Annotated in this window: 23 protein-coding genes; 8 read left to right on the plus strand and 15 right to left on the minus strand. The window is 40.6% G+C overall.

Translation table 11 applies throughout. The features are described 5' to 3' along the window. Window positions 1-325: 325 nt before the first annotated feature. The 3 genes from R4Z09_RS28230 to R4Z09_RS28240 all read right to left on the minus strand — a co-directional run bounded on the left by R4Z09_RS28230 (window position 326) and on the right by R4Z09_RS28240 (window position 4233). Window positions 326-1030: a CpsD/CapB family tyrosine-protein kinase gene (locus R4Z09_RS28230; protein ID WP_338449984.1), complete on the minus strand. Its 705-nt coding sequence runs from the start codon at window positions 1028-1030 to the stop codon at window positions 326-328. Then, window positions 1020-1760: a YveK family protein gene (locus R4Z09_RS28235; protein WP_338449985.1), complete on the minus strand. Its 741-nt coding sequence runs from the start codon at window positions 1758-1760 to the stop codon at window positions 1020-1022. Before R4Z09_RS28235 ends, R4Z09_RS28230 begins: the two co-directional genes overlap by 11 nt. Window positions 1761-2100: 340 nt before the next feature. After that, entirely contained in the window at window positions 2101-4233 is a 2133-nt protein-coding gene (locus R4Z09_RS28240) for a sensor domain-containing protein (RefSeq protein ID WP_338453379.1), read from the minus strand. 353 nt (window positions 4234-4586) lie between these two features. Here R4Z09_RS28240 and R4Z09_RS28245 point away from each other — a divergent pair, with 353 nt between their 5' ends. The 6 genes from R4Z09_RS28245 (at window position 4587) to R4Z09_RS28270 (ending at window position 11153) form a co-directional block, all read left to right on the plus strand. Further along, window positions 4587-5699: an IS110 family transposase gene (locus R4Z09_RS28245; protein ID WP_338449986.1), complete on the plus strand. Its 1113-nt coding sequence runs from the start codon at window positions 4587-4589 to the stop codon at window positions 5697-5699. 704 nt (window positions 5700-6403) lie between these two features. Next, a complete protein-coding gene (locus R4Z09_RS28250; RefSeq protein ID WP_338449987.1) occupies window positions 6404-6955 on the plus strand; it encodes a hypothetical protein in 552 nt (183 codons plus the stop codon). An 829-nt stretch (window positions 6956-7784) separates the two neighbouring features. After that, the gene (locus R4Z09_RS28255) at window positions 7785-8123 is read left to right on the plus strand and encodes a YmaF family protein (RefSeq protein WP_338449988.1); all 339 of its coding nucleotides are present in this window, start codon (window positions 7785-7787) and stop codon (window positions 8121-8123) included. Between the two features lie 271 nt (window positions 8124-8394). Then, window positions 8395-9102, plus strand: coding sequence for a DUF421 domain-containing protein (locus tag R4Z09_RS28260; protein ID WP_338449989.1), 708 nt, complete (start codon window positions 8395-8397; stop codon window positions 9100-9102). A 235-nt stretch (window positions 9103-9337) separates the two neighbouring features. Further along, window positions 9338-10432, plus strand: coding sequence for a cell division protein FtsZ (locus R4Z09_RS28265; protein WP_338449990.1), 1095 nt, complete (start codon window positions 9338-9340; stop codon window positions 10430-10432). A 145-nt stretch (window positions 10433-10577) separates the two neighbouring features. After that, a complete protein-coding gene (locus R4Z09_RS28270) occupies window positions 10578-11153 on the plus strand; it encodes a hypothetical protein (protein WP_338449991.1) in 576 nt (191 codons plus the stop codon). A 63-nt stretch (window positions 11154-11216) separates the two neighbouring features. Here the strand turns inward: R4Z09_RS28270 and R4Z09_RS28275 are convergent, their stop codons facing one another. Next, window positions 11217-12650, minus strand: a complete 1434-nt coding sequence (locus tag R4Z09_RS28275) for a PQQ-dependent sugar dehydrogenase (RefSeq protein WP_338449992.1) — start codon at window positions 12648-12650, stop codon at window positions 11217-11219. A 280-nt stretch (window positions 12651-12930) separates the two neighbouring features. Here R4Z09_RS28275 and R4Z09_RS28280 point away from each other — a divergent pair, with 280 nt between their 5' ends. Beyond that, window positions 12931-13302, plus strand: a complete 372-nt coding sequence (locus tag R4Z09_RS28280) for a hypothetical protein (RefSeq protein ID WP_338449993.1) — start codon at window positions 12931-12933, stop codon at window positions 13300-13302. A 293-nt stretch (window positions 13303-13595) separates the two neighbouring features. Further along, window positions 13596-13757, plus strand: a complete 162-nt coding sequence (locus R4Z09_RS28285; RefSeq protein WP_338449994.1) for a Fur-regulated basic protein FbpA — start codon at window positions 13596-13598, stop codon at window positions 13755-13757. A gap of 147 nt (window positions 13758-13904) precedes the next feature. Here R4Z09_RS28285 and R4Z09_RS28290 read toward each other — a convergent pair whose 3' ends face one another. The 11 genes from R4Z09_RS28290 to bioW form a co-directional block, all read right to left on the minus strand. Next, complete coding sequence (locus R4Z09_RS28290; protein ID WP_338453380.1) at window positions 13905-14084, minus strand: sulfurtransferase TusA family protein; 180 nt, start codon at window positions 14082-14084, stop codon at window positions 13905-13907. Between the two features lie 69 nt (window positions 14085-14153). Continuing rightward, complete coding sequence (yedE, locus tag R4Z09_RS28295; protein ID WP_338449995.1) at window positions 14154-15380, minus strand: selenium metabolism membrane protein YedE/FdhT; 1227 nt, start codon at window positions 15378-15380, stop codon at window positions 14154-14156. A 50-nt stretch (window positions 15381-15430) separates the two neighbouring features. Next, entirely contained in the window at window positions 15431-15769 is a 339-nt protein-coding gene (locus R4Z09_RS28300; RefSeq protein WP_338449996.1) for a DsrE family protein, read from the minus strand. Window positions 15770-16151: 382 nt separating this feature from the next. Beyond that, the gene (locus R4Z09_RS28305) at window positions 16152-16538 is read right to left on the minus strand and encodes a hypothetical protein (protein ID WP_422392225.1); all 387 of its coding nucleotides are present in this window, start codon (window positions 16536-16538) and stop codon (window positions 16152-16154) included. 268 nt (window positions 16539-16806) lie between these two features. After that, window positions 16807-18240, minus strand: a complete 1434-nt coding sequence (locus tag R4Z09_RS28310) for a DHA2 family efflux MFS transporter permease subunit (protein WP_338449998.1) — start codon at window positions 18238-18240, stop codon at window positions 16807-16809. A gap of 402 nt (window positions 18241-18642) precedes the next feature. Further along, window positions 18643-19848, minus strand: a complete 1206-nt coding sequence (locus R4Z09_RS28315) for a cytochrome P450 (RefSeq protein ID WP_338449999.1) — start codon at window positions 19846-19848, stop codon at window positions 18643-18645. A 78-nt stretch (window positions 19849-19926) separates the two neighbouring features. Further along, window positions 19927-20931, minus strand: a complete 1005-nt coding sequence (gene bioB / locus R4Z09_RS28320) for a biotin synthase BioB (protein WP_338450000.1) — start codon at window positions 20929-20931, stop codon at window positions 19927-19929. Further along, window positions 20928-21629 carry a dethiobiotin synthase gene (gene bioD, locus R4Z09_RS28325; RefSeq protein WP_338453381.1) on the minus strand — a complete coding sequence of 234 codons (702 nt, stop codon included), beginning with the start codon at window positions 21627-21629 and terminating at the stop codon, window positions 20928-20930. Before bioD ends, bioB begins: the two co-directional genes overlap by 4 nt. Then, a complete protein-coding gene (gene bioF / locus R4Z09_RS28330) occupies window positions 21629-22798 on the minus strand; it encodes an 8-amino-7-oxononanoate synthase (RefSeq protein WP_338450001.1) in 1170 nt (389 codons plus the stop codon). The genes bioD and bioF overlap by 1 nt, the downstream gene beginning before the upstream one ends. Then, the gene (gene bioA / locus R4Z09_RS28335; protein WP_338450002.1) at window positions 22785-24146 is read right to left on the minus strand and encodes an adenosylmethionine--8-amino-7-oxononanoate transaminase; all 1362 of its coding nucleotides are present in this window, start codon (window positions 24144-24146) and stop codon (window positions 22785-22787) included. Before bioA ends, bioF begins: the two co-directional genes overlap by 14 nt. Further along, window positions 24143-24913 (minus strand): 6-carboxyhexanoate--CoA ligase, encoded by a 771-nt coding sequence (bioW, locus tag R4Z09_RS28340; RefSeq protein ID WP_338450003.1) that lies wholly within the window; start codon window positions 24911-24913, stop codon window positions 24143-24145. Before bioW ends, bioA begins: the two co-directional genes overlap by 4 nt. Window positions 24914-24915 lie beyond the last annotated feature (2 nt).

Below are 24915 nucleotides of genomic sequence, written 5' to 3' on the forward strand. Positions count from 1 at the left end.
TTAATGTGTTGAATGTTTGAATAGTAATTATATTTATAGGTATAATTGGCTTTATCCCAAATAAATGCAATCCATATAGGTGAACGGAATCCTCTACAAAGCTGGTATCCTCACCCATGTCGGCTGCCTTAGGGCGAACCCAACCAGTCGGTTTGATGAATTCAAATATTTGAATATTCGTTTGTATTCATTAATAAATTTTTGATTTGATAAGAAGTCAATTGGATAAATTTTTCCAATTCGTTAACTTTTACATATATCGAGATATTATTCATGCGTATATTTAAATATTATTAAGGTATATTACCGTTAGGTTACAATCTGTTTACTGCTCTTCAAAATAAGAATAATAATTGGGGTTTTTTAGCTTTTTATTATTTAGGATGGCACCTAAAAGATGACTATTCACCGAGTTTAATAAATCCTTTGCCTTTTTCGCTTGCTCTATTTCTGTTTTTCCACTGCTTATAATCAACAGGGTACCATCACATTTACTGGCTAATATTTGCCCATCTGTCACAGCCAACAATGGTGGGGAATCAAAAAGAACCATATCATACTTATCTTTTACTTCATTCATTAACTCCTCCATTGCTTTTGAACTTAGTAGTTCAGCGGGGTTTGGTGGAATGGGACCGCTTGGTAAGATTGATAAATTTTCTTGAATCGATTCTTGGATCACTTCCTCTAGCGCTGATTGTCTTGTCAGGACATTCGTTAATCCTTTTGTATTGATCACATTAAACGTATAGTGAACGGTTGGCTTTCTTAAATCAGAGTCAATCAACAGTACCTGCTTTCCCTGTTGAGCAAAGACAACCGCTAAATTAGCAGCCGTCGTTGATTTTCCTTCTTCAGGACCTGACGACGTTACAACGATGGTGATCAATTCTTTATCAACTGACGCGAATTGGATATTCGTTCGGATCGTTCGATATTGTTCGGAAATGTGTGACTGTGGATCTTTATTCGTGATTAAACTCCGCTTTAAATCAGTCCCTTTCTTTTTTGCCTTTTTATTAAGAGCCATATGATCCACCCCTTACAGCTTCCTTCTTCTTGTTTTTTTTTCTTGACTTACTCTTACTGTCAAAGGCAGCAACGGCGCCAAGTACAGGTACTTGCAACAGCCTTTCAATGTCTTGTTCACTTTTTATCGTATTATCCAACAACTCTAAGAAAAGGGCTGTTCCAACACCAAGCATGAAACCAATTACAAGAGCTAAAGCCATATTTAACAGTGGCTTTGGCTTAATAGGAGATGGATTTTCTTCCACTTTTGCCTTTGATAAAATATTCACATTATCAATGTTCATAAGTGTGACAATTTTTTCTTGGAAGACTTCAGCTGTTTCATTGGCAATATTGGCTGCCATTTGGGGATCTGAATCCTGGACGGTTAAGTTGAGGACTTGAGAATCCTCTTCACTTGAAACAGTGATTTTTTCGTTTAATTCAGCTACCGTCAAATTCATTCCCAATTCCTCTACCACTTGATCTAGGATGGCTGGACTTTTAATGATGACGTTATATGAATTGATGAGTTGTAAATTTGTTTGAACTTCACCCGGATTATATAAAGGTTGTTCAGACTGAGTTTTGTTCACCAAAAGCTGTGTTGAGGCTTGATAAATGGGGGGCAATACAAAATAACTCATCACTCCAGTCGCGATTACTGCTAATGTCGTAAAAATCACGATTAAACCCAATCGCTTTTTCAACTTAAGCAATACTTCTTTTAGATGAATGGTTTCCTCCATGTTCTCCTCCTCATAGCTTAGTTAAAAAATCTTTTAAAGTGACATTTTCTATTCAGAAATAATGCACAATCTCAATCTCTAAAAATCTATATTAGATTATCTATAGAAATATTCTATAAAATCGTCAGAATGTACTTCACCTACATGTGAATAACGCTATGGAACAGCATGAGGAAGGGGTTCTTGTCGTTTTAAACAATTTCGGTATTTTTAGTAAAGATTATGTTAAAGCGAGGAATGGGTCGGGGGGACATCCCCGTGGGAAAGAGAAAAACTTAGAGACAGGCCCCTTGCCCCAGTGACATTACTTCACTGGGTCGCGGCGCCTGTCTCTAAGTCCCTATGCGTTTCTAGTTGCTTGTTTTAAATATCCTTCAAAATCATTCTTGGATAATGGTTTGCTAAAGAGGAATCCTTGTCCCTGAAGACAACCATTTTCCCTTAAGATGAGCAATTGCTCTTGGCTTTCAACACCTTCGGCAATCACATTTAAGTTAAGCGTTTGGGCGATGTCTATAATCAACTTTACAATTGCCTCACTTTCTTCATTTATATGAATATCTCGAATAAACGAGGCATCTATTTTTAAAGTATCTATAGGAAGATGTTTTATATAACTAATTGAACTGTAGCCTGTACCAAAGTCATCGATTGAAACGTGGACACCTAAATTCCTTATTTCTTGAAGCGTACTTACTGAATGGTCTAAATCCATAAAAATACCTTCCGTCACTTCTAATTCCAGCCATTTCGCTTCCAAACCAATTTCTTTTAAAATCTCTTTAATTTTTTCAGGTAAGTTAGGTTGAGTGAATTGCCGGACAGACAAATTGACTGATAATTTTAATGGCGGGTATCCTTGATCTTGCCATTGTTTATTTTGGATGCATCCCTGGCGAAGCACCCATTCTCCAAGAGGGATAATCAATCCTGTTTCCTCAGCTATTGGAATAAACTTATCTGGTGAAATTCTTCCTAACTCTGGATGTTCCCAACGAACAAGGGCCTCCATCCCAATTAATTCACCTGTACTGATATCCTTTTTAGGCTGGTACTCGATAGTAAATTGCTGCTGCTGAATGGCTTTACGAAGCTCATTCTCTAATAAAATTTGCTCCAAGGACCTTTGTTCCATATCTAAATGGAAGAATTTAAATCCACTTCTCCCTTGTTCTTTGACCGTATAGAGTGCGATATCTGCACGTTTTAACAGCTCGTCTACCTTTTTTCCATGTAAGGGAAAAAGTGAGATCCCCATACTACAAGAAAGATTAAAAGACTTTCCTTCAACCTCGAATGGCTCTCGAAAACTATCTGTCATTCTTTGGGCAACAGTTTCAACTTCTTTTGTATTCTCTATGTTAGACAATAAGATGGTAAACTCATCCCCGCCTATACGGGCAACCATATCCGTGGAGCGAAGACACTCCCTAATTCGATTCGCAACTTCTACTAAAATCAGATCTCCCATCTCGTGCCCATATGAATCATTAATATATTTAAACTTGTCAACATCAATAAACAGGATCCCAAGTTGCAGTTGAGATTCCTCCGCTTTTTGAACTTCCTTACGAAGCTGTTCCATAAAGAACCTGCGATTTGGCAGTTCAGTCAATGTATCGTGGTATGCTAAATGATAGATTGTTCTCTCTGTCTTTTTCCGTTCAGTAATATCTCGAACCACTAATACTAGGGTTTTAACTTTTCCCATTTCATCAACAATTGGATTCACCTTTGCTTCCACTTCAATCAACTCACCATGTTTCTTCTTGATACAAAATTCTATTTGCGACGATTTTTTTCTTTTAATAAAAATCATTGCCACTTCATAAGCAAAGAGATTACTTGAATACTCTTCGTCTATCCAATTGTAGATATTAGTAAACTCTTTATCTAAAACTTCCGTCCCTAAGAAACTAGTATACGAAGGTGAGGCATATAATAGGTTTCCTTCTTTATCAATCGTTACAATCAAATCTGATGAATTTTCAGTAATCAAGCGATATTTTTCCTCGCTTCTTTTCAACTCGTTCTCCATTTGCTTGCGTGAAGTAATATCATTTCTTATCGAGACATATTGATAGGGCTTTCCTTGTTCATTTAAAAAAGGAACGATGGTTGTATCCACCCAATAAAACGAACCATCTTTAGCTTGATTTCTCACTTCTCCATGCCAAGTCTGACCGTTCCCAATGGTTGCCCACATATCTTTGAAAAAATCTTTGGAATGGTATCCTGAATTGAGTATCCGATGATCTTGTCCAAGTAACTCTTCCAACTGGTATTGAGAGATTTTACAAAATTGGGCATTAGCGTGAAGAATTTTCCCTCGTTGATCGGTTATCGCTACAATGGTCGATTGATCCAAGGCATATTTAACATCAGCCAGTTCTTTCAATATACGCTTATTTTTTTCATCCTCATTTAGTAATGTTCCATGTAAATATAGAGGATCTATTTCAGCAGGCACCATCTCCAAACCGTTCTTAGTCATTTATATCACCCATCTCAAATTATTTTTATAATAGGTTCGTCTGCACTACTCGCTTCGAACCATTCTAAATACCCATATACATTTATCGAAATTTTACAATTTTAATTATTTTATCATAGTTTTATATTCAATAATAGCCATATAGTCACAAGGGCGGGTCGAGGGGACAGGCACCGCGACCCATTCCCAATCCAATGGATGCAGCCGGTGGGTCGAGTTATCATGAACGAAACTAGCTCCTTACTCGTAACAACGTAGGTTAATTTGGTAAGAATGTTTACTGTGAAAAACAAACCAAATCAGAGCCACAATACGAAAAGGAGCTAGTTATTATGAAGGATACCATAAAATACGTTGGTTTAGACGTGCATAAGGAAAAAATAGCTGTTGCCATTGCAGAAGAAGGTCGTGGAGAACCACGATATTGGGGAGTCATTCCCCATAAAGTAGAAGATATAAAAAAATTAGTTAATAAACTTGGTGATCCTGCAACTCTTCGAGTTTGTTATGAAGCTGGTTCATCAGGCTACGGATTATACAGATTGTTTCTAAGTATGGGTATTTATTGCGCGGTGATCGCACCATCTCTAATTCCTAAAAAGCCGGGTGAACGTATTAAAACAGATCGTAGGGATTCTATTCGGCTTGCCCAGCTTTTCCGTTCAGGTGAATTAACTTCAATATATGTACCAACTGAAGAAGATGAAATTCTACGGGATTTAGTGCGGGCACGTGAAGATGCTAAAGAGGATGAATTAAGAGCGAAGCATCGATTAACTAAATTTTTACTACGGCATAATATTCGAGCTCCGAAAGGAGTTAAAAATTGGACTCATAAATATCGCGAATGGTTAAATACATTAAAATTTGAACATTCATCATCGAAGACTGTCTTTAAAGAATATCTTCATCACCTCTATGAAATTGAACAAAGAATTAAACGGTTAGAAGAAGAAATACAGGTACAGGCAACTGAAGGTGTTCATGCCCCAATGATACAAGCACTTCAAGCTTTAAGAGGAGTAGCTATTATAACCGCAACAAGCTTGGTCGCTGAAATCGGTTCATTTAGAAGATTTATTTCGGCCAAACACTTTATGTCTTATGTAGGACTTATTCCAAGTGAACATTCTAGTGGAGATAGTAGGAGACAAGGGGATATTACAAAAACTAGGAACCGTCATGTTCGTCGTTTATTAATTGAATCTGCATGGAGTTACCGTTATCAACCTGCCGTAAAAGGAGAATTAAAAAGAAGACAAGAAGGACAACCAGCTAGTATTCAAGCAATTTCTTGGAAAGCACAAAATCGTCTCCATAAAAAGTATTTTCGCCTTTTATCAAGAGGGAAATCAGGTGGAAAAGCAGTAACAGCAGTAGCAAGGGAATTAGCAGGATTTATTTGGGCAATTACTCAAGAAGTGGAGAATCTAGCTGAGGCTTAAAAAAATCTATTAATACCAAAAGATTCGTAAGAAAAAATTAGAAAGAGAAATAGATTCCTGAGAACAGGGCTCGAAGGCAAAGAAAAATACCGGAAAGGATCATCCACGTGGTACCTCTGTACCGTGTCTAAATAGACTAATGTACGTGTCGAGTTAGTGGAAAGTCCTTTATACGGAAAGATAAAATGTGAAAACCCACGAATATCAGAGTGCTAACCGCAGTAGAGATTTTTGCCTTCGTGCCGTGTTCTTAACTTCTATTTATAATACAAAAAGGAGGAAATTGTTTCTACTTCCCAACCTAACACAGTGTCTCAATTCATAGAATAGTCGTCAAGGAAAGCACTTGACAACTATTCTATGAATTGAGAGGTGGCTACTAGGTTGAGAAGGAGATTCCCTAGCCTGTAAAGGCTCATTTATAACCAAAAAGAAAAGAAGCCGAAAATAGCTCCTCTTCTTAAAGTTGGTCAAAAATATAATAAAAAATGTTATTGAGTGGGACGCTTGACTGTTTCGTTCATATCAGGTGCCTGTCCCTGCGTCCCTATACGACCCTAATTTTTATTATCACGGGCGCTTGCCTTCACCGTTTCCATGATCGGAAATAAAATGCAAGTAATGACACTCTATAATGATGAGGGAAACCAGATACCAAATACACATGATCTTTCCTTAGGCATGATAAGCAAGGAGGGAGTGATATGCAGGTTGTTATTTACCGTAGTTTAAAAGGGAATTTTCAATCCGAAGCATACGAGTGGTGGAAAATTTTTGCCAATCTGTTAGGATTCATGATCGATGAGCATAACACAGAAAACACTAGCACCATTACCGTTTATCAAGATGAGACAACAGCCTCCTTTACCATCTATAAATCTGAGTCTAATCCACATCTTCGCCTGGATTATCTTCGTCTTGAACCAGCGAACCCACAGTTAGTTCAACTAATCGATTACCTTATTAAGGATATGAATTTATCCGGAGAAAAGCATCTAATTCATGAATCGGTCCGTACCTGTATCTTTTTCCATAAAGGCAAGGTCGTGGATACGGTTCATCGGAATGAAAGCCCCAAATTCGAACTTCTGTTAATGAGGGAAACTATTTTTGGCCATGTGCATTTGTCATTGGATCGAATGATTGAGTTCCAACGTCTAGGTCAGCTAGATAAGGTAGCCGATATCAAAGAAACACTTGAGGTTTATCGAGAATGCCTGAATCAATTAACAGAGCAAATCAACAACGCCGGATAGCCAATTCCCGATTAATTATATAGAAATTAAAGGGATAAATGGACATTTATTTCTATGAACATTTGGAATATAAATGGCGATATCACAATATATTTATTCTGTAGTAAAAAAAGTATAGGCCAACTCTACATTGAGACGCGAAACGGGTTCCAATTCGTGGCAACCCTTCGCTCTTTTATTTTGTGCTCTTGCTTTTTCCTACGATCGAAAAATACATTTTTTCGGAGGTTGAGTGATGGATATTACAACAAAAAGCACGATAAAAAATAAGGAAACTGCGGCGAATTATATAATCGGAAATCAATTGAACAATTATTTGCAAGAGTGTTTAGAGGCTTGTAATCGGTGTATTCAAGCATGTAATGAGTGTTTTGACGCATGTTGTAGATCCCCACAGCAAGAGGAATTTGCCAATTGCCAAAAAATTCTCCGTGACTGCGCAGACATTTGTGCTCTCGTAAGCCAAATGATCGCTCGTAACAGTGTCAACGCAAAACTCATTGCAAGTTTTTGCGCCAACATCTGTGATGCTTGCGCGAAAACATGTGAAAAATGCCAGGATGCTTGCTGCCAAAAATGTGCAGAAATTTGCAGACAATGCGCAGACGCCTGCCGTGAAGCCTGCTGCTGCTAATAGTTGATTGCAGAATGGGTCGCAGGGACAGGTACCGCGACCCATTCTGCACCTGAATAGACGAGGTCCTTCAATTTATTCAATAATACTAAGTCTCATCAGCGAATACTGATGGGACTTTCTAGCTGTTTAGTTAAGGTTTATCAATCTGGGTCACGGTGCCTGTCCCCTTGACCCGCAAATGAGGTGAAGGTAGTGGCTAAGGCTGGAAAAGATGATTTTGTAAAAGGGTTTGTCCCGCACCATAATCATGGCTCTGTTGATTATACTTCGGTGGAAGCCGGGCATGTTCATCAGTGTTTAGATGTGACAACACCTCCTATTATGACTCAGGATGGAAACCATGTTCATTATACGGAGGGATATGTACTCTTTGAAAATGGACATACCCATCATTATAAAGCTTACTCATGGCCGGCTATTCCAGTTGGAAATGGAATGCATGTCCATTATTATGACTTTTATACAACTGAAGACGATGGACACAGGCACCATGTAAAAGGCGTTGACCATCCCGCTCCAGGCGATCGGTAGTAGTGGAACGCAGGGACAGGCACCGCGACCCATTCCCAGCCCAATAGATACAACCTGAATTCCTGCTATAGTGCCTATTAAAGCTAAGTCCCATCAGCAACTTTCTAATGTTTAGCTGATCAATCTGGGTCACGGTGCCTGTCCCCTTGACCCGCCTTCGCAAATAATTTTTTTATTTCTGTTGTTTAGACACTGATGAAACTTCTAATACTATCGGTAGTTCAAGATGGAAATTTTGTTAATTGCGGAGAATCTTAGGAGAGATGCAAATTTGGAAATTTTATACCGTACTTTCATTGTTTTTATCGCTGGTTATTTGTTTTTAAAGTTGACTGGAAAAAAGGCTGTATCCCAAATGCATAGTTTTGATTTACTTTATATCTTTGTCCTGACAAATATTATCAGTACCCCCGTTGAAGTCAACGATTTAGGAAAAGCATTAACCTATGCTGGAATCACAGTTATTTTATATAAAATTTTGATACGTTTATCCTTACATAACAAACTAAGATGGATTTTATATGAAAGGCCTACTGTTCTAATCCACAACGGTGATATTGATAGACAAGGTTTGAAAAAGGTGCGAATGCCTATGAATGAGTTATTATCACATTTAAGAGTCCAAGGATACACCGATACGCAAAACATTGCGATTGCCGTAATGGAGGAAACAGGGAGTATTAGTGTGATTCCCAAGTCGGAATACCGCCCGGTTCAACCAAATGATTTACAGCTAAAAGTAAAGAAAGAGTATCTTCCCATTCCATTGATCATGGACGGTCAAATTCTTGACCAAAATCTAAAATATCTTCAACTAGACCGAGAATGGCTCATGAACGAAGTTGGAAAAATGGGAGAAAAAATCAAGCAAATCACATTAGCCACTTATTTAGAAAACGGAAAAATATTTATTGATAATAATAAAACAACGGACCATCAACATGATCCTTATTACTACAAACCAGGAAAAGAATATTAAGGCGGGTCGCGGGGACAGGCACCGCGACCCTATTTGCTCTACAGCTTGAACAGGTTCCAAGCCCCGTAATCCACTTTCCGTTCCTCTACTTTCGGTCGCGCTGTCCTTTTTCTTAGCCATTCTATGTGTCACAGTGCCTGTCCCCCTGACCCATCCCTGTACTTTTTCAGTCATTTTAAAATGAAAACGTCTAAATTCATAAATCGTGAGTATTATCATATAGGGAGGCGATGGAATGAAATCAATAGGAATCTTAGGCGTAGGTCAAGCAGGCGGTAATATAGCTGATGTTGCAGCAAACCTAGGCTTTCAAACAGCCCTTGTCAATACGAACCAACGTGATGGCTTAGCTAATACGGGCGTAGTGAAGAAGTATTTTGTCCCTGGTTATAATGGCGCTGGGCAGGATCGTTCAATCGGAATAAAAGCTGTAAATGATAATAGTCAAGATATAATTGGCTTTGTAAAGCAGTCCTTTAAGAATATCAAGCTATTACTGGTAGCTTTTTCAACTGACGGGGGTACTGGATCTGGTATGAGTCCGCTTTTAATAAAGCTGCTATTAGATCAACTGCCTGGAATCAACATTGGAGCGATTGCTATTGTGCCCGAGCAAAACGTGCTGGCGGGAAATCGAATCAATGCAGCTGAGTGTATCGAAGAGCTTTCTGAAATAGAAAAAATTTCCTCAGTGTTCCTCGTAGACAATGATCAGATACGAAAGATGAACCCGCAATCAAGCAAACATCAGATCTACCTTTCTGCAAATAATCAGGTCATGGAAGCCATCAACTATGTACTGGAAGTAACGCAAAATAGTTCAATATACGGTAACTTTGATGAGACGGATCTTATGAGAATTCTCAATACAAGAGGAGTAACAATCATATCTTCAGCTGCAATTACAGACGCTAAAACGATGGAAGAAACTTGCAGTAAAATTCACCAATCCTTGGAGAACTCTGTATTCTGTCCTATTGAGTCAGCAATTCCCATTCGTGCAGGGCTTATTTATGAAGGATCAGAGAATATGTCAAAATTGATTAATGTACCATCAGTTTTTGAAAGGATTGGGGAACCTCTACAATTATTCGAAGGAACCTATAGCTCAGATTCTGAACCTACAGTAACAACCATATTAGCGGGGCTTTCATTCCCAACCAATCGCCTGCTTTCCTTTGAGCAATCTCTTGAGAAGAACAAAGATCGATTACAGAGCCTAATGAAGAAGGAACATACTCAAAAGTATGAGTCTCGCATATCTACGTCATACAACCTAAAACCTAAGAAACATCCAGGACCAATTTCAAAAGACCGATTTCCGGAATAAAGAGTAAATCACGGGGAAACGTGAGGAAGCTTCTCGCGTTTCTTCTATTAAGGGAGGGACGTAGTGACAGACTTCTCGTCCCGATTTGGCTAAAGTTTTGGGTCGCGGTGCCTGTCCCTCTGTCCCACCTGAGTTAGGTGAAGCGATGTATTTTTTTAAAGCAATTTCGGATGATGTGCAATTTGCCCAAATAGAGTTTCGTAAGCAGTCTAGAGTGAAAAAGCTTGTTTTAGGGTCGTTTCTCTCCTGTATGGCGGCCATCCTTCACTCAGCTGGCGACCTATTACCAGGGGTCGGCTATTTTATCAGCCCATTTGCCACTTTACCGATTCTTATAGGTGCCATGTTTTCCCTTCAGATGGCGGCGATGGCATATTTTCTTACCATCCTGCTGCTACTTATGCTGTTTCCAAGTGAACTATTTGTTTTTCCTTTTACAACAGGGTTGTTAGGGATTGGGATAGGCGCAGCTTTTTCCTTTTTCAAAAAGAGATTAACGATTATTTCTTTTTGTGCCATTCTCTTAACAATAGGAATTATGGGTTTACTATATGTTTTCCACTTTCCCGTTCTTGGTCCAGCCGTATCCGATACTTTTTCATTTCTCACATCAGGAAGTATTTTCCTGTTCGCTTTACTTTATAGCTGGCTTTGGGTTGAGTTAGCTTTATTCTTTTTTAAAAGAATAAAGGGGACAGGTTCCTCGTCCCAATTTGGCTAAACCTTAGGGTCGCGGTGCCTGTCCCCCTGACCCATGTCCCCCTGACCCACAAATTTCGGGGCGTCACAGTGACGGCAGTGATTGCCCCACTATTTCAAATACTGTGCCTTGGTTAAGGTCGGTTACTTTCATGGAGCCATAGACTCCTAAATATAGTCTGGTTTGATCCAGATTTGTTCCCAAACTTACATAATAAGCCGATTGAGAGCCAAATGAATAATCGGGTTGAATCACATGAAAATCATTTGGTTTACCGTCAGCTCTTACTCGGGTATAAGCTAAAGCCCCCTTGACTGGACCCTGAGATTCTTCTTTCCGGGCAAGATCGGTAAATACAACGCTTCCCGTTAATGCAGGGATCCCATTCCCCATATAGGGCTGCACTCCTGTAAGTGCGGTCCCTTCAAACTTATCTGGCCTTTGATCTTGGTGAAAATAACTCGTTAAAGGCGGAAGACGTATCGCTGAAGTTTTTACTGCTTCATGATAATAAGAGATTATTTTCTCATCCAAAGCCGGATTTGTCGGGCAGCCCCTCATCATCGCAGTAGGAAAACCACCTTCCCACCCTCTCCAGCCAAAATTAATAAAACCTTCTTGGTCAAGTGCATTGTTCATGATAGAGGCCTGAACAAGTTGTGTAACATTCATCGGTTTATAATGAACGAATGAAAAAATGGACTCCACCAAATCCTGTCCGACATTCCCTACATATTTTATATACTGATTATAAAAGCGTTGGAAGGAAATGCCCGGTATATTACGCACCCCTTTGGCTATTACTGTAAGTGTTTCCTGAATTGGTACGGGAAGTTCATGAAAACGTGTGACGACCGGTGGGTTGCCGACAAATGTATTCTTAGCTACATCGATTTCAATGATTTTACCGGCGATTTCCATATCGTCCTGGCTGAGATTAAATGGATCATAGCCGGATCCACCATCTCCGGTTGTTAAAACAAGCCTTCCTGTTTCAGGCGAAAAGTTCAAGCTATTGACACCATTATGATTTAAAAAGGGTCGTCTTATGTTAAGTAAGGTCCGTCGTTTTTGCGGCTGCCCATTTGCCTGTAAAATCCACTCTTCAACTGTATCAATATGATCATATTTGGTTTCTCTATTCGTCCACCTAAGGTTTAACGTACTCGGATCACACGGGTTAGGCGTAAAGGATTCAGAAAGGGAGTCCGAACCCTGTGTTCCAGCTACAGAATAATGAAGATAAAACAAACCGTTATAATAAAATCCGGGGTGAAATGCCAGCCCCAGCAATCCTCGTTCATCATATCCACCGCCAGAACCACCGAGCTTTATAAGTCGAGAGCGAATATCTAAAAAAGTCCTTACATCACCGTTTCCTATGTAAAAAATCTCCCCTACCTGCGTTGCAATAAATAATCTTTCCATTGAGTCACCTGGAAGGATCGCTGTTTTCAAAACCGTCGGTAAATTAATCCTGCTTACAATGGGCCGTAAACCAACCTTTACGTTTATCAACGAACTGTACACCCCTCTAATTGTTTTTCTTTTAGAAGAATATGATTCTAACGGTTCAGTTAGTACCAAAAGTGGGTCGAGGGGACAGGCACCGTGACCCACCCTCGACCCCAAAATTACCTTTATTACAAAGTTTTTCATTTTTGATAGAAAGATAACAATTCATTTAAGAGTTGTAAATTTCAGATAAACCGACAATTTTTTATATAGGGGGTTGTCTATAATGACAACAGCCCGATGGAAAGGAGTAAAAAAAATTTAAAACCAGGGAGGAATAGAAATGATATTTAAAAAAGTATTGAAAATTACGGTTCCTGTGATTTCGATCATGCTTGTTTCTGCTTGTGGCTATGTGAATGAACTCAAGGAAAAGGTCAACCCTAGTAGCCCTCCGGTAGAAGAACCTGCTAATCCAACTGGTGGGAGTGTAAATCCAGAAGATGAGAATGTTAATCCAACAGAAGAGGATGGAAATCCAACTGATGAGAACATAAATCCAGAAGAAGAGGATGGAAACAATAATGAACCTGCAACTAAAGAGGACTCTTCTAACGAAATAAATGAAGACCCAAGCGACTCTATCAATGGTGATGCAAACACGGACAAACCTACCAATGAAGAAATTCCTTCTAATGAATTGCAAAATGAATAATTTAATCTCTATTCTACTTTTCCTTCTCAGAATGAAAAAAATAATAACTCCACTAACATTCATACTATTTATCTAAGAACTTCTATGTCGTTATATACAACTTCCTTATCCTGTAAAAACGATTTTACAGGATAAGGAACTGATGGAGGAAATGAAAATGGGGATGGAAAGCTATCTGAGCATATACTTCTTGATTTCCTTCGTTATTATTTGGTTGGTTAATATTGTCTTTAATCAATTTTATAAATAGAGGATGAGAAGTACGGAAACCCAAGGAAAAGAGGGAACAAAAAATGGGAAAACTACTTCGGCTTGCAGTTCAGTCAAAAAGGCAAAAGTTAATTAATAGGCTAATTAAATCTGGTGTTTACAAAAAAAATAACAAACATCTTTATGAATGGACATTGAGTGATCTAGAAAAAGAGTACAAGCATATAGAAACGAATGACAGATAGCAAAAATTGAATTCCTCTTGGAAATAACGCGGGGACGGTTCGCCCCCTTTATTTGGGATAAATAAAAAAAACGCGAGAATGAACCCGCGCTTCCTTTTCCACTGGGTCGCGGTGCCTGTCCCCGCGACCCACTGAGTGACGACACTGTCACTCAACAACTTTTATATAGAAGTAAATATCCTGCCCGTCTTTTTCTGGTTCAGTGACTAGTTCATAGCCGTGTTTGACTGCTTCTTCCGGGACACTGCGGAAAGACTGCGGGCAGTCGGCAATAACCTCTAATACTTCGCCGATTTTCATGGTTTTTAGCGCATCCAGCGCATAAATGACTGGGTATGGTCAAGGTTCACCGCGGATATCTAATGTGTAATCTATTTCAAGTTCTTGTGACAACTGTTATACCTCCTTTGCTGCAAATCGTTTTTGTTCTTCCTGTTTAATTCCCGTACCATAGCGGAAACGTTTTTCCCACCAGCTGGAAAATAGGAACCAAACCAGTAACATGCCTAATGTTCCAAGAAGAGCTCCTGTTGCTCCCCACTCCTCGATTAAGTTCACCTTCGGCCATTCTGCGGCAAGAGCATTGAAGATGCCTAGGTGATCCCAGCCATAAGATAGAAGCGTTGCACCGACGATATTTCCAATCCCTACAATCCAGAATAGGACTTGCCCTTCCATGGCACGGTACATCATTCCCGTTTCACAGCCGCCGGCAAGAACGATTCCAAATCCGAATAAGAGACCGCCAATCACCGTGCTTGGTGCAGCCATTTTTATAATCTGGACAGCACCGGTTTGAATATAAATAAATGTGATAACGACACTAATCATCATCCCCACTGCGATGGCTTTTGACATGACCGCACGTCCGCTGATCCACATGTCGCGGAAAGCTGATGTGAAACAAATTTGTCCACGTTCAATCAAGATTCCAAATAAAGCGCCCGCAATCGCTCCAACTCCAAGAAGACTCTTACCCACTGCGAAAAAGTAAACAATAATTGCCAGATATATACCTGCTAATACAAATCCTAAAATCGGCTGGATGTTGGTTTTGTTACCATCTTTCTTTTTGACGATTCTTTTTCCCTTACCCTTTTGCAGGTTCGGCTTGCCAAGCCACCATTTTGTGTTGACCACCTTCACACCAAAGAATGTTCCAATGGCTGTCATCAGCATAAAAATCCATGCATGGAAGGAAAACTGCGGAACCCCTGTAAAGAAAGCAGCTAAGTTACAGCCAAGCGCTAGACGTGCCCCAAAACCGGCAATGATTCCTCCAATGAACCCTTGCACGAGGCGGCGTTTTTGTTTTGGCATCCTGATTTTAAAGCTATTGCTAATCAAGATCATCATCAACGCCCCGACCAGCATCCCAATGACGATCCAGCCATCGGTTCGGCTAATTGGCGTTCCCTCAATATTTATTAATTGGAAATAAGCCCACTGGGACACATCTACCCCAAACCACTGTAAGACATGTCCTCCGAGTCTAGTAAATTCTCCCGTTACCGCCCAAACGGTTCCCGTTATGCCAAAATACAAAGCACTGAGCAGTCCGGCGATACTAATGGCCACATAAGGATTCCAATACTCCTTGAAAATTTTATTATATAGATTCATGTTTATCTTGCAGCTCCTTTTTTAAAAGTATGACAGATCCTTCTACAAACTTAAGATAATGTCATCACTTCATACTTTGCCGCTAATTCAATAAATTGGGCCATCCCGCTGATTTTCCCAACTGTAATCTTCTCGCCAAGCTCATAGTAGTCTACACATGTTTTACACGCGAGAATGTCAACTCCCTTATCTTCCAATTCTTTTAATTGGAGAGAAACGAGCGACTCCTCCGTTAACGTAAATACACCCCGGTTCATACAAAAAACAGCCACAGGGAGGTCTTCCTTTTGCTTCAGAATGGTAAAGAAAGTTTCCAAAATTCCTTCGCCCAGCTCTTTTTCTCCTTTTCCAAGCTGATCTGATGAAAGTAAAATAACTTTATTTTTCAATTGCTTCACCTCACTGATTTATTCATGCTTTGTTGTGTTATCGCATTTCTTAGCAGACTATTAGCACTCTTCTAGTTGCGATATGTATCTTCTTTCAAACACACATATAGAATTCTATCACCGACCTTATTTAATGTTCCATTCATTCTTTAGATATAATCGATAAATTCCTATCTATTCTTTCGATACATAATATGAAGAGCGGGGACGGTTCTTGTAGTACTACCGTAAGGATTACTGCTATAGTTAATTTTTTTGACATGAAAAAGCAAGCCTGTAGAGATTTAACTCATAGAGCTTGGTTTATTGATAAGAATGAAGAAACGGCAGAACCATGCCGGGCGGCCTTCCATGGGTCGCGGTGCCTATCCCCTTGACCCAATTAAGGTTTTTTCTCAAAGATGCTCTTAAAATTCTGTCTGAATTGATATAACAAATAAACATAAACGATGACAAGAACTGTGACTAAAGGAAGTAAGGAATGATCAACGAACAAATGAAGTAAGAAAATATTCGTTATTAACGGGGCTAAAACGGTAAGGGATAATGGAATAAATCGGTTGGATAGTAGTAGGACACTACAGATGATTTCTAATGATTTTTCAACAATCAATAAATATTTAAATTCGAATAATTTCATCGCCTCTGGGCTATTGGCAATGAACGGTTCCTGTCCAAAAATAACAAAATAACCGTTGATTCCAGCGACAAGAAAAACAAGTCCCAAAAAAATTCTGGCTGTATGAGTGATTATTTTTTTCAATCTCACCACACCTCCTATTAGAGTTTATTCAGGATGTTGGTATAAATACACAAAAGAAGTTTGGAGTTGTTTTCCAAGCCTTTTTTCGTATATAGAAAAACATGGGGACGGGTCTGGCATGTAAAGTGATTGATGAGGTGTTCAAATACTCAAATCGATTCTACTTAGTCGCTTCATAATAAAAGTTAAGTGGCTGCCATACACAGCCATCGTAAATATCTACAACTTTACGAAAGTAATAAGAAAAGGGAGTCCAAAGACTCCCTTTTGAACATCAATGCATCGAATTCATTGAAGTGTGGTTTACAATAACACGACGGATGAAGAAGGCTATGGCTAAGCCGATTAGCGTCACGATCATGGCGAACAAAAACACGTGTTGTGAACCAAACGTCATCGCATTAGCCATCTCTGTCTGCATACTCGGAGCAGGAGAGTTATGCAAATAATTCTCCATACCTCTCGTAAGTATGATGATCGCAACTGCTGTGCCAACCGCTCCTGCGACTTGCTGCAGTGTGTTCATCACTGCTGTTCCGTGTGGGTATAGTTCGGATGGCAGCTGGTTCAGTCCGTTCGTCTGCGCCGGCATCCAAACCATGGAGATGCCGACCATGAGTCCGATATGCAATAAAACAATAATAGCAATAGAAGACTCCGGTGAAATGTTGGAGAAAAACCATAACATGGCCGCAACCACGACCAAGCCGGGAATAACAAGCCACTTCGGTCCATACCTGTCGAACAAACGTCCCATGCGCGGCGATAGAATGCCGTTCAGCGCGCTGCCCGGCAACAACATAAGTCCGGCGGCGAACGCGGACAGTCCCATGCCGTTCTGAAGGAACATTGGAAGAATAATCATGCTTGACAAGATAATCATCATACACGATAGTACCATAAGAAGCCCCACATTATACATTGGATACTTGAGGACGCGCAGGTCCATCATCGGTTCGCGCATAAATATCTGCCGAAGAGTAAACAAAACGAGTGCAACCACCCCGATGATAATCGAAGTAATCACGACTGTGTTCGTTAGGCCTTCCGCTCCTTCGCCAGCCTTGCTGAAACCGAAGACGATACCGCCAAAGCCAATGGTTGATAATACAACGGACAATAGATCGATTCGGGGCTTCGTGATATCGGTGACATTTTCCAAATACTTAAGCCCTACTAACAGACCAATGACCAAAAATGGAAGAGATAACCAAAAGATATAATGCCATGTTAAATATTCGATTAGAAGGCCTGCAACAGTCGGACCGGTTGCAGGTGCGAACATAATAACGAGTCCCACAAACCCCATTGCCGCCCCGCGTTTCTCCGGTGGATACACGACGAGGATTGTATTAAACATGAGCGGAAGAAGCAATCCCATGCCGGCCGCCTGTAGAACACGAGCTACCATCAGCATTTCGAAATTAAACGCAACCGCAGCAATCAACGTACCGATGATTGAACTCACAAGTGATCCGATAAACAATTGCCTCGTTGTAAACCATTGTAAAAGCAACCCAGTCAAAGGCATCAGAATACCAAGAGTAAGCAGGAACCCCGTAGTCAGCCACTGTGCTGTCGCAGCTGAAATTTGGAACACGTCCATTAAGTTACTGATTGCAATATTGAGAGCCGTCTCACTGAACATACCAACGAAACCGCAGATAAGTAACGACGCCATGATGGCGCGTGTATTGTATTGCTTCATTCTCCATCCCACTTCCCTTTACTGAAAAAATATCAATTTTTGCCCTATATTTGGAGCGCTATTTAATACAATAGTGTTCACCGTTATCGAAGTCAATAAAAAAATATTGAAAAGAGACAGCTGCTTAGTTCTGACGTATTAATAATGTTTAAGGAAACGCAGGACCGTTGTCCCACCAAAAAAAGGAAAACTCTGTAGGGATTTTGTTTCCCGCAAAGTTTTCCTTTTTTATTTTTATATTTGGACATATCTCAATGTATATTTTGATTCTCATTTCTCGAATTATTTTTAACTAGGAAGCGGGACCTGTGTATTTTCTTTGGAAAGGGCTTCCTATTTAATCAAACGTTTGTTTAATTAAATGTTCCACAAAATGAAGCACAAGAACCGTCCCCCTGCTTCCTAAAAGATAATTTGGAGTTCGTTCAACGAGCGAAATCCTATTAATTTTCGCCATGAGAGGTCGGAAGATAGCAGCTTTGGATGGTCGATCTGTTGTAGGAAGGTTTGAATCGCAATTTGTGCTTCCAACCGTGCCAACGGAGCACCTAGACAAAAATGTGTGCCATGTCCAAATGCAAGATGAGGATTCGGGTTTCTAGTGAGATCAAGTACATGTGCATCAGCAAATTGGCTCGGATCTCGGTTCGCTGCACCCAAAAGAAGATAGACCTGTTCACCCTTTTTAATCAATGTCTGATTGATTTCAATATCCTCAGATGCAACCCGGGCAAGCATTTGGGTTGGGCTTTCGTAGCGCAAAAATTCTTCTACAGCCTGTTCAATCAGCGTTGGGTTTTCTTTTAACAGCTTCATCTGATGTGGATGGTTTAATAAGGTAAGGATTGAATTGCTGATCAGATTCACTGTTGTTTCATGACCGGCGATAACAATCAAGATACATGTTGCAAGTAATTCCTCGTCTGTTAACCGATCCCCTTCTTGTTCCTCTTTTATTAATCGGCTGATCAGGTCATCTTCCGGATTTTCTTTCCTTTTCGTGATCAACTCTTTAAAATAATTCCTTAGTATTATGGTAATCTGATTTCCATTGTCTAAAACTTTTCTCGAACGGGTAAAATCAATGGTTTGGATTAAGCTTACTGTCCATTCTCTAAATTGCTGCAGATCTTCCTTGGGAACTCCTACTATTTTCGCGATGACGAGACTTGCTAAAGGAAAAGCAAAATCAGAGATCACATCCATTGATTTCTGATGGGTAACTTGTTGAAGCAAATCGTTTACCGTTTCTTGGATGTCAGGACGAAGACGTTCCACCATTCTTGGGGTAAAAACATTACTAACCAGAAAACGTAACCGCTTATGGTCAGGCTGGTTTTTGAAAACCATCATATTATTTTGGATGTTTTTGAGCTGCTCATATTTTTTTGAAGTCTGCGGCAGAGGCATACGATTTTGAAAGCGAGTATCTTTTAGAATCGTTAGCACTTCCTGATACCCTGTTATGTACCACCCAGGATTTTTTAATAGATTCCCCCGATAGATAGGGTGATAGGATCGAAGCTTTTCATAAAATGGATAGGGATTTTGAAAAAACTCTGAAGTCGTAAAGGAAATCGGTTTGGATTGAGATAAAATCGTTGTCATGTTAGCCCTCCTTTCATATTGGGTTCGAGGGGATAGGCACTGCGACCCAATGGGTCGGGGTGCCTGTCCCCCGTTCCATTATTCCGCTGCTAGGCTGGCCTTCATTTCTTCTACTGATTCTACTTCGAAGCCTAAGTCGCGAAGCATTTTTTGGTCTTCGGTTTCGTCTTGGCCTGCTGTTGTTAGGTAGTCACCAACGAAGATGGAGTTGGCTGCATATAGTGCTAGCGGCTGCAGGGAACCTAGGTTAACTTCACGTCCGCCGGAAACGCGGATTTCCTTTGTTGGATTGATAAAACGGAACAGCGCTAAAACTTTCAAGCAATAAAGTGGATTTAGTTCCTTTACTCCTTGCAGCGGCGTACCATCAATGGCATGAAGGAAGTTTACCGGAATGGAATCTGCATCAAGTGCTTTTAAACTATTTGCCATATCGACTACATCTTGTCTTGTCTCTCTCATCCCGACAATGACACCTGAACATGGAGACATGCCTGCTTCTTTTACCGTCTCCACCGTACCAACGCGATCATCGTATGTATGGGAAGTCGTGATGTTTGCATGATTGCTCGCAGATGTATTGATATTATGATTATAGCGATCGACTCCAACTTCTTTCAGACGCTGCGCTTGCTCTGGTTTTAAAATCCCAAGACAGGCACAAACTTTCAATCCATAAGTTTCCTTTATTTCTTTTACAGCATCCACCACATGATCGATTTCTTTATTAGACGGTCCTCTGCCGCTGGCAACAATACAGTACGTTCCAACATTTAAATCATAGGCGCGCTTGGCTCCTGCAAGAATGGTATCCTTGTCTACCATTTTGTAAGCATCAATCGGTGCATTCGAAATAGAAGATTGCGAGCAATAGCCGCAGTTTTCCGGACATAACCCGGATTTTGTATTGATGATCATATTAAACTTTACTTTTTTCCCATAATAGTGCTTTCTAATTTTAAAAGCCGCATGCATCAGCAATAGGACATCATCATCTGGACATTCTAAAATAGAAAGAGCCTGTTCATTTGTTAATTCTTTTCCTTCTAATACTCCATCTGCAAGTTCCAGCCATTTATTCATTTAACTTCCTCCAATTGATTTATTAGTAAATTCACATTAATGTGATCCTCTACCATTTTTTTGATGTTCTCTTTTGCGATGTCTTTTAGTTTGGGTGTAATTCCTAATATAGGAACCTGACAAAACTCTTCAATTAATTCTGGATTTGTTCTTTCCGCAATGTCAGGATCATCACTGATTCCATTGATCACAATCCCGGCAATGGAAAGGCCGACACTTTTTGCATATTGAACGGTTAGAAAAATATGATTAAACGTCCCAAGGTTGGGTCTGGCTACAATCACAATGGGCAGCTGCAGCGCTTTAACCAGGTCACTCACTAAGAATCCTTCACCTAATGGCACGGAAATACCACCGGCACCTTCAACGATGAAACATTCATGTTTGTCTCTAATTTTTCCCCAATGACTTAATACGTCTTCCAGCCCAACAAGCTTCCCTTCCAGCTTCGCAGCCACATATGGAGCAAGCGGTTCTTTAAATTGAAAAGGCGTAATGTCTTCATGGGATAAAGACGTTTGAGACAGCTCCTTCAGCAAGCTTGTATCACTTGCATGATCTTCTCGGACAATGCCGCTTAACAATGGCTTAAATACACCAACATCTACATTCTTTTCTTTTAAAACAGCTGCAAGGCCGCTAGATATAATCGTTTTCCCGACATCTGTATCTGTTCCAGTTATAAAAAATCCCTTCATCAAATCATGTTCAACTCTTTTCCAATGGAATGAAAGCACTCCAATAAGTAATTGATTTGTTCTGAGCTGTGGTCAGAATTCACGGTTAGCCGAATCCGGCTCTCTCCGTTTGGTACGGTTGGTGGACGGATTGCAGGTGCGTAGATTCCATTTTCCTGCAGCCTTTCTGCAAAACGAACAGCATCCTGGGAATCTCCGATGATTACAGGAATAATCGGGGTTAGATCTCCCTTCACCGTATAACCCATCTCTATTAAACTATTTTTCACCTTTTTTATATTGGAAAATAACAGCTGACGTTTTTCCTTGCTTTCTTCAATGATTTCCAGGGCAGCATAAGAAGCTGCACAGATGGACGGTGGCATGGCTGTTTGAAAAATAAACGTTCTCGCATGATTGAGCAGAAAGTCAATCAACGCTGTCGATCCTGCAACAAAGCCGCCTTCCGTTCCAACGGCTTTACTCAACGTTCCAATGACGACATCAGGATGAACACCGAAATATTCACTTGTTCCCCCGCCACGCTCTCCCAAAACGCCGGTAGCGTGTGCATCATCCACAATCACATAGGCATCATATTGCTTCGCCAATCCCATTATCTGATCAAGCGGGGCAATCGTCCCATCCATACTATACACGCCATCTGTTACAATAAAACGCCGGTTATATGAAAGTGCTTCTTTCAATTTTTCTTCAAGATCTTTCATATCGATATGGTTATACACCACGGTATCTGCTTTTGAGAGCCTGCAGCCGTCAATAATGCTGGCATGATTGTATTGGTCGCTTAGGATCACATCGCCTTTTTCAGGTAAAGAAGAAAGGACACCTACATTTGCTAAAAATCCGCTGGAAAACAGGAGCGCTGCCTGCGTTCTTTTAAAACGGGCAATTTTTTCCTCAAGCTTTTGATGCCAATCGGTGTGGCCTGTCGTCAGCCTTGAGCCGCTGCTTCCAACCCCAAATTCATGAAGGACGGTTTCTGCTGCATAAATTAAGCGCTCGTCATTTGCAAGCCCTAAATAATTATTGGCGGAAAAAACGATCTGCTTCCGACCATCAATCACCATCTCAGGAAGCGGAGCTGTGTTCATGGTGCGGAACTTCCGATACAAGCCGGCTTCTTTTGTTTTTTCTAATCTTTGGTTTAACCAATTATCGAGCACCAACACCTGTCACCCCATTTGTGACGTCTATGATCGCTTCTTTCATGATCGAAACCATTGCTTTCAGTTCCTCCCTTGTACTTACATGCGGAGGCATAAAGACGATGACATCGCCAAGCGGTCTCGTTAGCATGCCAAGCTCTCTCATTTTTAACGTAGCGTGGTAGCCTACTCGTTTGCTAGCAGGAAAAGGTTCCTTCGTTTCCTTGTCGTAAACAAGCTCGATTCCACACATAAAACCAAGCTGTCTAATGTCGCCAACATGAGGAAGCGATTTCAGCTCTTCCAACAATGATTGGAGATACTCTGACTTTTTCGCTACTTCTTCTACAAGGTTTTCCTTTTCAAATAAGCGTAAATTTTCTAAGGCAACGGCACATCCAAGCTGGTTCCCCGTATACGAATGACCGTGGAACAAGGTTTTTAACTTGTCGTAGTCGTCATAAAAGGCTTGGTAGATGTCTTCTGTTGTTAAGGTAGCAGCAATTGGCAAATAGCCTCCGGTAATTCCTTTTCCTATAGCCATTAAATCAGGCTGAACGCCTTCATGCTCACAGGCAAACATTTTACCTGTACGGCCAAAGCCAGCGGCCACCTCATCGACAATCATTAAGACATCATATTTGGTACAAAGCTCGCGAACACCTGACAAAAATCCTTCCGGCATAACAATCATACCGCCGGCCCCTTGAATCATGGATTCAATCGTCAGCGCTGCAATTTCCTGATGGTGTTCACTCAGCAGCTGTTCAAGAATCGCTAAACATTCATCGCGGCACTGGTCAGGATCACCACTATTGGAGTGATAGACATCCGGAATCGGTGCTTTAAAGCTTTCAAACATTAATGGACCGTACACTTGATGGTAAAGATCAATGGACCCAATACTAACGGCTCCAATCGTATCACCATGATAGCCATTTTTCATCGCTATAAATTTTTGCTTCTCCGGTCTGCCGATGTTCATCCAATATTGATAACCCATCTTTAGCGCAATTTCCATCGCCTCTGCTCCGCTGTCTGAATAAAAGACGCGTGTCAGCTTTTCAGGACTGATTTCAATTAGTTTTTCAGCAAGCTCTGTTGCCGGAACATTGGTCATCCCAAGTAAGGTGGAATGAGCGATTTTATCAAGCTGCTTCTTAATCGCTTCGTCCAATTCTTTTTTTCGGTGGCCATGGACATTAAGCCATAGAGCAGAAAATCCATCATAATATTCCTTGCCATCAACGTCTCTGACCTTTATGCCATTGCCGCTTTCAATGATGATCGGATTTTCATCGTAATCTTTCATCTGCGTGAACGGTAGCCAAAGATACTTCTTGCTTTTTTCGATTAATTCGTGTGTCACTCATCTTCCCCCCATTGAACAAATAGTGGCTGCTTTTCTAGGTAGTCTATGTATGAATGTCGATCGCTTAAGCCATCGACAAAAAAGATGCGGCAGCCGCGTTCATCTCCATATTCTTTTAGCTTCGTAATCCGCTGATAGCCTAATTGTTTGCTGGCGACATAACCTGTTATATATTCGGGGTCATCTGACCAGCATAATTCCGCGACGGTTGCGGGATGCGTACTTACCTTCGTGGCAAGTACCAGCGCCTCCTTTACTCTTGGACTGCGTGGCATCTGGTAATGGTCAGCCCATTTTTCAAAGTTTGTGGTTAACCAGTCCATTCGCGAAACCCGAACGCCTTTTTGTTGGCGGTCATCGATTCGTGAACCGGAGCGAATATCAAATAGAATCGCACCCCTTAGGTCTGAATATTCAGTCACTTGTTCGTATGCCTTTTCAATCATTTCGGCTGGGACTCCTGCCTTTTGTAAAAGACTTCGAGCCACTGACTGCCCCTCTTCAACAGATCCCACTTCGTGTGTTCCCATCGGCAAGGGTTGTATTTTTTTTATTGGTTTATCAATCATTTCAAACTGAATTTGCATAAAATCTGGATTCCCTCTTGAATGGGATATCGCTTTTTCCAACAAGGTATTTACGGAATGTTTTAAGTTTGCATATGTCGACAGCTGTTCCCCGCCTGATATATGCTTTCCACCCTTTTCATGAGGACCATTCTTTGAAGCTCTCATTCTAACACTATAAAAGACTTCCTCTTGCAATT

Source organism: Niallia oryzisoli (genome assembly GCF_036670025.1).
In the GTDB taxonomy this organism is placed as follows: Bacteria; Bacillota; Bacilli; order Bacillales; family Cytobacillaceae; genus Bacillus_BD; species Bacillus_BD oryzisoli.